Raw genomic sequence first — 8,674 nt, 5'->3', positions numbered from 1 at the left:
TCATTTTATCCGCAACGGTGCTAGTCGGCTGGCACACTGCCAACGTGGATCTGGTCAACCTAGCGCTCGGCAACATGGCGATCCACTACCATACAGCGCTCGGTGGGCTGCTCGCTGGGCTCGCTCTGATTACCTACCAACGGAAAAAGCCTCATCTGACTACCGCGCTGGCACTGCCCGTCTGTCTCATTGGACTACTGCATTTTGTACAGTTCATCAGCAAGTCGCGCTGGCACATCGATCATTGGTTTCACGCGATAATTGAAAATAGCGCATTCACTAACACACTAAACCTAGCACCAACAGTATCCATTGCATTGATGGCTTTTGGTGCGGCCTTAGTGTGGTGGCCACACCGCGAGCACGACCCGGATGCCGCGTACGCTCTGCGGGCAGTTTGCTTATCACTGTTTGCCATTTGCCTGGTCAGTAGCTGGGCTTTATACGATCAAAACCAGGGGCTTTACGGCTGGGGCAATATCGCACGTATGGCTCCTGGTAGTATTTTGATCTTCGTACTACTCGGAATTTCGGGTCTATGTTGCACCGTAAGTGCAGCGTATAACAAATACCGACACCGCTTCATCCAGATGGTTGTCAGCGTGCTGGTGCCGCTCGTCATTGGTCTCTCCATCATGCTGTGGGCGGCACTAGGCAAAACAGAAGCTCGCCATCTTGGAGAAACTATTCGCCAGGAAAGCGCCATGACCCTCAGTGGTCTGCGTCATTCACTTCGCTCTCAGGCCTATTCTCTTCGTCGAATGGCCAACCGGCTCGCACGCAGTGCTGAGCCCGACCTAGCTGCGTGGCGACTCGATGCTGAAATGTACCTGTTAGACCACCCGGGCATGATTGCCCTGGCACGAGTTTCCGGCATTCCTCAAAACGTAGAGTGGATAGTTAGTGAACAAGCCCCGCAACAGATTCAGCCTGATGTTATACAGAAGGCTTTGAGCGAAGCTGGTAGGGCAAGCGAGCGATTAGCCATTTCCAACCCGAGTTTGCTGCGTGAAGGAAGCGGGCAGTTCATCATGGCCAGCCCAGCAAGTCGTGGTGACAAAAACACGGCTGTACTCGCTGTATTCGACGGTGCAGCACTGTTGCAAGGTGTATTTTTTCACGAGTATCTTGATCTAATGCACCTAACGGTATCGCTAGGCGGGGATCGCCTCTTCGAAACGACGGCCAAACAGGATGAGTTTCGTCGGTTTTGGGCGATAACTGACCAGGTGGAACTACTTGGTAAAACGTGGACATTAGAGGTCTGGCCAACGGCTCACTACTACAATGACATACACACAAACCTTCAAGACATGGTGTTAGTGTCCGGGCTTATTATCGCTGTGCTTTTGGTGATTACATCCCAGCTTCTATTACGATCCGATCGCAATTCAGATCTGTTGCGCACAAAAGAACGCCAGCTCACCCTGTTACTCGACAACGCAGGAGAGGGGATTTTCGGCCTAGATGCTGAGGGAAGAACAACTTTTCTTAACCAGGCCGCAGAGAGAATTACTGGCTACTCAGCCAAACAAATGCTCAACAAAAAACAACATTCCATCTTGCATCACTCGCACGCGGACGGGCGTCCTTACCCTGAAGAAGAGTGCAATATCTACCGCGTTCTGAAAGAGGGTGGCCAACATTTCGAACGCAACGAGGTATTTTGGCGTCCTGATGGAAAATGCTACCCAGTGGAATATACAAGCTCTGCGGTTGTAAATCATAAGGGCACGATCACCGGCGCAGTTACCGTATTTCGCGACATCTCAGAATTGAAAGAAATTGAGAACAAACTCCGCGCCATTAACGAGGAGTTAGAGAATTTTGCCTATCTCGCGTCCCACGATCTGAAAGCCCCGTTGCGAGTCATCCACAATGCTTCGCAATGGTTAAAAGAGGATCTCGCCGAGCACTTACGTGACGAGGATCGAGAGAATCTCGATCTGCTGCAGAATCGCGCCAACCGGATGGAGCGCCTGCTCGATGATTTGCTGCAATACTCACGAATAGGGCGGGTCACCGACGATCGCTTCCGTGAAAAAATTAGCGGTACGGAGATGATGGAAAATATCGTCAACCTGCTAGCCACACCAGAAGACGTTGTGCTAAATATTTCTGAAAATTTTGCAAATATCGCGAACGCACGTATGCCACTACAACAGATCCTATATAACCTAATTGGCAATTCGATCAAGCACCGAGAAGGCCGCTCACTGCGTATCGACGTCGACGTAAAAACAGTGGGCGACAGCTATATCTTCACCGTGGCAGACAATGGTCCCGGCATTCCGGCTAAGTATCACCAGCGCATTTTCGATATTTTTCGAACCTTGAAACCACGCGATCAAGTGGAAGGTAGCGGCATCGGCCTGTCAGTTGTTAAGAAATACGTGACATTGTATGGTGGTAGAATCGAGGTACATTCGGCAGTAGGCGAAGGTTGCTGCTTTACCATTACGTGGCCAATATCACCTCAGCAAGCCAACAGATAATGAATCAAAAAAACATAAACATACTGCTGCTCGAAGATGACGATGGCGATGCCAAAGCTCTACAGCGCGCACTCCGCAAGGCAAAATTAGATAACGCCGTCCATCGTGCGATTGATGGTGTTCATGCACTGGATATTCTTCTGGGTAGAAACGGTCAGGAAAAATTAAACGGCCCACACCTGTTGCTGGTTGATATCAATATGCCCCGCATGGACGGCATCGAATTCCTAACCGAATTGCGCCAGATACCCGGCTTAAATCGAACCGTTGCATTTATGCTAACCGCATCAGCACGTGAAGAAGATACCATGGCTGCGTATGACCTGAATGTTGCTGGCTACATTCGTAAAACAGAAGCAGAGCTTCTGAAGCTGGTGGAATTACTAGACTGCTACCAGCGTGTAGTGCGGTTTCCTACCTTAACTAGTTTTTCAAAGAATCGCATGGACACCGATTCTTGACGAATACAAAAGCAATTCAATGTCAGCTCGCCATGACAACTAGCCAAGGTTCTAGTAGGTCATTATTTCTGGCCCTGCCTCTTGCCACTAAACCTGTATTTATATACAGTTAGATAGACGAGCGACCATCAGTGAGGAAAAAATCATGGCGGTAATAGCCAAGTGGATGTGTGACCGGGACAACACCATGTTTGACAACAAGAAAGACGCGGACGCCTACGACAAAATGCTGGAACTGGCGGAGCAGCTAACCGAACTGCTGTTACACCACGTACCTAGTGCCGATGAGAAAGAAGCCGAGGAATTCGGAATTTTACTGGCTCGCAACAAAGAGCTTCTCATTCAGGCTAGCAAAGGAAAAATCGAGGTACTGGCAAACATCAGTGGCGAAGACAGCAACGTAACAACGCTGGCCGCTAATGGCTAGGCCTCTCCCCATCCGTAGCAGCCCCTCCTGACGGTGGTCCATACTACGGGTACGTAGTTACCGCTATAGCGGCGTTCCGTATCGCTGAGAGACACTAGATAAGTGCCTGCCAGCTAAGAGTTCGTCTGGCAGCTTTACCCGAAGCAACTACACGTACCCAAGGCCACCATGAAAATACTGCTGGTGGATGATAGCCCCGCTGACCGCGCACTGCTTCAACGTTTGCTGAAGAAGTGCGCTGCAACCACCGCAGTGCAAGAAGCCCACACTATCGCCAATGCACTGCGGCACCTCATACAAAGTAAGCCAGATGTGGTATTACTTGACTACCGCATGCCAGGTATTGCCGACTTCGAGGGGCTTGATCTTGTCAGAAATATTGACACTCTCATTCCCGTGATCCTGATTAGCGGTTTCGGCGATAGGAGGCTTGGTGCCACCGCGCTGTCAGCCGGCGCTGACGGCTATCTGCAGAAAGACGGCCTGACGGCACAAGCCCTAGAAAACACCCTGACCATCGCCCAAGGCAAATCCGAAGCACGTCGGCGTCTGGCTCAAGAACAGCGACATAGGGAAGACATTGCCCAAGAGATATCCGCAGACAGGGATCATTCAAATAGGACACCGCATGCCCTGCTCCCCGGAGTCACACACAACAAAGCGTTTGAGCAAAACTGCGATGATCTGATCAAGTCAGCTGGCGGTGTTACCGAGCTAATGAAAAAGGTCGCTTATTTTGTACGCACAGGTAGCAAAACCGACCAACAGGGGCTTGTAGACCTTGAGCACCTTGTTGCCGAAGCAGCAGCAACGAGTCGCCGTCTTTACGGGGGTACTGAATCGACGGTGACCTTTGGAAAACTCCCTATTATTAATAGTGACCGTTTACTACTTCAGCAAATCGCGGAAAATCTAATAAGTAATGGTTTGAAGCATAACGACCACGACAATCCGAACGTTTTCGTCTCTTACACGCAGCAAGATCGACAACACTGCCTGGCATTTCAGGACAACGGCGCTGGCGTTGCGCCGCAATACCGCGAACGTATTTTCAGACCCTTTTTTAGGCTCACTGATCAATCGGGCTCTATGGGCGCGGGGATGGGGTTAGCGATAAGCCAACGAAATGCGCATCGCCTGGGCGGTGGCATTTCCGTTTACACCGCCCCAAACGGCGGTTCGATATTCATGCTGCAATTTCCTGCGCAGTAGAGGCTGTCGCGTGTGCTAGTATAAATACAGGCGTGCTTGGAAATCGCCAGTAAAAATAAGGTACGCCGAAAATTCATACCGGTTCATGCACAATCGTCTTGTTTCGTTTTTAACGACAATTTTAACAGGGTGCCCCCATGAACATATTGATAGTGGATGACGACAGGGCAGACAGAACCGCGACCAAGCGCGTGTTATCGAGAGCGGAAGGGCCCGTCTATATAGAAGAAGCATCATCCATCGACGAAGCAATAGAAAAAATTGATCTCCACCAGCCAGAGTTAATGTTACTGGATTACCAGATGCCTGACGTCGACGGTTTTCAGGGCTTAGAACTCATACGCGAATGCCACCCTTTTTTGCCCATTGTTATGGTAACTGGCCACGGCAGCGAAACGCTTGCGACCAGCGCGAGTCACGCAGGCGCAGATCACTATGTGCCAAAAGCGTCGATTTCCTTAGAAAACCTTGAAAATGCAATGGCTACAGCCAAGGCAAAAGCGCAGCTGCGCAAGACAATTCACGAGCAGCAAAGTGAGCTGAAGCAATTTGCACGTGTACTTTCTCACGATCTGAAAGCACCGTTAAATCGGATGCGAAATTTTGCGGATATCATTTCCGAGGACGTTAAAGCCGGTCAATTGGATGATTTAGAGGTCATGTGCGACCAACTAAAGCACGCCGCCAGTGATGCCATTGACCTGGTAAAATTACTAACCACCTTTCTAGACGAACCGGATATAGCTTACGAATTGATCGACGTAAAAGATCTTCTCAAGGAAATTGCGGAAGTCGCCAAATCAGATCAGCAAGGCCCTTGTTCTGTTGTCAACAACTCACCTGCGCTCACGATTGAAAGTTGTCGGCCTTTGCTTTTTCAGTTATTCCAGAACGTGATTAGCAATGGGCTGAAATATAATCGAAATGATAAACCAACCGTAACTATTACTTACCTGGAGTCGGAAAGTCACCACATCTTTGAGTTCAAGGACAATGGCATTGGCATTGAAGAAGATCTTTGGGAAGAAATCTTTAAGCCTTTCGTTCGCTTACACGGCGACTCCGAATTCCGAGGATCAGGCATGGGCCTGGCAATCTGCCATAAAAACGCTAAGCGGCTAGGCGCAGCCATCTCATTTACCAGCACGCTCGGATCGGGCAGCTGCTTTCGCATTACGCTGCCCAAAGCGGCAGACGCCGGTTCATAAACAACGGGCCTCATCTCTCGGCCCTATTGTGATGACTCGCGCCGCTCGTTCTGCTGCATTGCCCACAGCGCGGCGTAATGCCCTCCCTGTATGAGTAGTTCGGTATGAGTGCCGCGCTCTACCAAACGTCCCTGATCGAGCACAATAATGTCGTCGGCATCGACCACGGTGGACAAACGGTGGGCGATGACGAGACTAGTATGATCATCGGCGACACGACGCATGGCCTGGACAATACTTGCTTCCGAGCGGCTGTCCAGCGACGAGGTTGCTTCATCAAACACTAAGATAGGGGCCCGCTTGAGTATTGCCCTGGCAATCGCCACGCGTTGCTTCTCGCCACCGGAAAGCTTCAGACCGCGCTCACCAACCAGCGTATCCAAACCCTTCGGCAAACTCTGGATAAAATCTGCGAGATACGCCGTTTCAACCGCCTCCCAAACCTCTTCATCGCTGGCACCCACGCGACCATAGCGGATATTTTCGCCAATGCTCATATTAAACAGCACGGTATCCTGCGGCACCACCGCAATGGCTGAACGAAGCGACGTTTGTGTGACCTCGCGTATATCCTGTCCATCAATAAGTATCCGCCCCTCGGTCACGTCGTAAAAGCGAAACAACAGCTTGAACAAGGTCGACTTGCCTGCACCGCTACTTCCAACGATGGCGAGTTTCTTTCTGGAGGGTACCGTAAAACTCAAGCCGTGAATAATCGGGCGTTGCTCGTCGTAATAAAAATGTACATGCTCAAAATCGATACGACCTTCGGTAACCTGTAAGGCTGGAGCATTGTCCTTGTCCTGTATAGCAGGCGTCTGTTTCAACAACTTGAACATGGCTTCGATATTGGCCATCGCTCCCTTCATTTCCCGGTATACAAAACCAAGAAAGTTCAGCGGCATAAAGATCTGCATCATAAACGCGTTGATTAAGACAAAGTCGCCAATGGTCATTACGCCATTAATCACTTCCTGTGCCGCCAGTACCATGGCGCAGGTTATGCTGCCAGCAATAATAAACGCCTGCCCGCCATTCAATACAAACAGGCTCAAGCGGTTGCGGCGTCGCGCCAGCTCCCAAGCCGCCAACTCGGTGTCATAGTGGCCCGCTTCATAGCGCTCATTGCCAAAGTACTTAACCGTTTCGAAATTGAGCAGACTATCTACCGCTCGCGTACTGGTACGCGATTCTGCTTCATTTGCCTCGCGCACATAACGCGTTCGCCACTCTGTCGCATAGACCGAAAACCCCACGTAACACGCAACAGCGAGGAATACGATCAGTGCGAACCACACGCTGTAGTTTACCCACAGCAAAACGATAACCAGCGCTATTTCGATAAAGGTGGGGACAATATTGAACACCATAAAACGCAGCAAAAAGCTGATGCCGTTAGTGCCGCGCTCAATATCGCGCGACAAACCACCGGTGCGGCGATTAAGGTGAAATTCGAGATCCAGTGCATGTAGGTGCTCAAATACCTTCAATCCAACGCGGCGCATGGCACGCTCGGTAACGCGGCCAAACAGGGTATCGCGCAGTTCGCCAAAAAGCACATTGGCAAAGCGCACCGAGCCATAGGCCAGAAGCAAACCCAGAGGCAATGCGACGATTAGACCAGCCTCATTTGCTTGTTCAAGGCCATCCACAAGGTGCTTGAGAATAAACGGCAAGCCAACACTGGCGACTTTTGCCCCGACCAGGCACAGCAGCGCCAACACAATGCGGCTGCGAAACTCAAATAGGTAGGGCCAAAGCTGGCGTAGAATACGCCAGTCGACGTCTTTGGCGTGAACATGGGTTTGCAAACTGCGCATAGTGAGCTCGTTGGGAAAAGCTCACAGTATACGTTGTTGAAGGAATTCGTGCCGCTTAGGGTTTGTCTGTCAAAGCCCGAATGACATCACCGGCAGCCAGTGGTCTTGCGTAGTAATAGCCCTGTAAGCGATCACATTGCAGCGCCGCAAGTACAATTTCCTGGCTCTGAGTTTCTACCCCTTCGCCCACCACATAATGCCCGGCGATATGGCATAGCGTGATCATGGATTGAATAAACGAAGACGCCTGGATATCCCTGCCGATATCTTTAACAAACACCTTGTCTATTTTGATGCCTTTTATTGGAAGAGAACGCAGCATCTGAAGACTGGAATATCCTGTGCCAAAGTCGTCCAGTAAAAAATCAAAGCCAAGTGCAGCTGCCTCTCTAATATTGGAGAGCGATAGTTCGAGGTCATCTACCAACGATTGCTCGGTAATTTCAAACTGTATGCTGTGCGCCGAAATGTTCCAGTGCGATAATGCATTTTTGATATCGGAGACAAAGTTAGTATCACTTAGATTATCTGCGGTTATGTTAATGGAGAAGGTTTTGTCACCGAGCAACTTTTCATTTCTCAATATTGAGACTTGTTCAAACACTGCATCCAAACAGTAGGTGAAAAGCCGCCTAGCGTAGCCAGCTTCTTCGGCAACCATGACCAGAATCTCTGGGTTTATCGGCTCACCCCTGGAGTCAAACCAGCGAACTAAACTTTCAAAGCCGAGAATACTGCGCGTTTTTGCATCAACAATTGGTTGATAGACAAATGTCAGGCGCCGCTGCCGAAAGGCTTCTTCTAAATGATCTCGGATGTAGAGACAACGTAATATATCAGCGTGGTATTCCCGGCTGTACATCTCTATGCAGTGTTCGGTACCGCGATAACGGTTGCGATAGTAGTAGGTAAAAAAACTGTATAACGTAGAGCGAGAACGAAAGTCCCAAAGCTCTGGGATAAGGCACCCAATCACGCTACAACGGCGCTCATCGGCTGATGGGCTTAGCGCCTGCAGCTGGTAATGCAATGCTCCAATAGCTTGATTATC

General features: G+C 50.1%; 7 protein-coding genes. 5 read left to right on the top strand and 2 right to left on the bottom strand.

Translation table 11 applies throughout. The features are described from left to right. From ABYP39_RS15245 to ABYP39_RS15225, 5 genes are all read left to right on the top strand, one after another. On the top strand, nucleotides 1-2,495 hold a 2,495-nt coding region (locus ABYP39_RS15245; RefSeq protein ID WP_372783391.1), incomplete at its 5' end, for an ATP-binding protein. Continuing rightward, entirely contained in the window at nucleotides 2,495-2,956 is a 462-nt protein-coding gene (locus tag ABYP39_RS15240) for a response regulator (protein ID WP_372749831.1), read from the top strand. The genes ABYP39_RS15245 and ABYP39_RS15240, both read left to right, overlap by 1 nt. Before the next feature lie 145 nt (nucleotides 2,957-3,101). Next, a complete protein-coding gene (locus ABYP39_RS15235) occupies nucleotides 3,102-3,383 on the top strand; it encodes a YebG family protein (protein ID WP_372749830.1) in 282 nt (93 codons plus the stop codon). A 168-nt stretch (nucleotides 3,384-3,551) separates the two neighbouring features. Continuing rightward, nucleotides 3,552-4,595: an ATP-binding protein gene (locus ABYP39_RS15230; protein ID WP_372783389.1), complete on the top strand. Its 1,044-nt coding sequence runs from the start codon at nucleotides 3,552-3,554 to the stop codon at nucleotides 4,593-4,595. Between the two features lie 152 nt (nucleotides 4,596-4,747). Then, complete coding sequence (locus tag ABYP39_RS15225; RefSeq protein WP_372783387.1) at nucleotides 4,748-5,803, top strand: ATP-binding protein; 1,056 nt, start codon at nucleotides 4,748-4,750, stop codon at nucleotides 5,801-5,803. Nucleotides 5,804-5,826: 23 nt separating this feature from the next. On the opposite strand, the gene ABYP39_RS15220 is transcribed toward ABYP39_RS15225, so the two are convergent. Continuing rightward, a complete protein-coding gene (locus ABYP39_RS15220) occupies nucleotides 5,827-7,623 on the bottom strand; it encodes an ABC transporter ATP-binding protein/permease (protein WP_372783385.1) in 1,797 nt (598 codons plus the stop codon). 55 nt (nucleotides 7,624-7,678) lie between these two features. After that, the coding region (locus ABYP39_RS15215; protein ID WP_372783383.1) for an EAL domain-containing protein at nucleotides 7,679-8,674 on the bottom strand (996 nt) is incomplete at its 5' end.

This window comes from Litorivivens sp., assembly GCF_041625495.1.
Lineage (GTDB): Bacteria > Pseudomonadota > Gammaproteobacteria > Pseudomonadales > Spongiibacteraceae > Litorivivens.
This window is presented reverse-complemented; position numbering and strand designations above follow the sequence as displayed.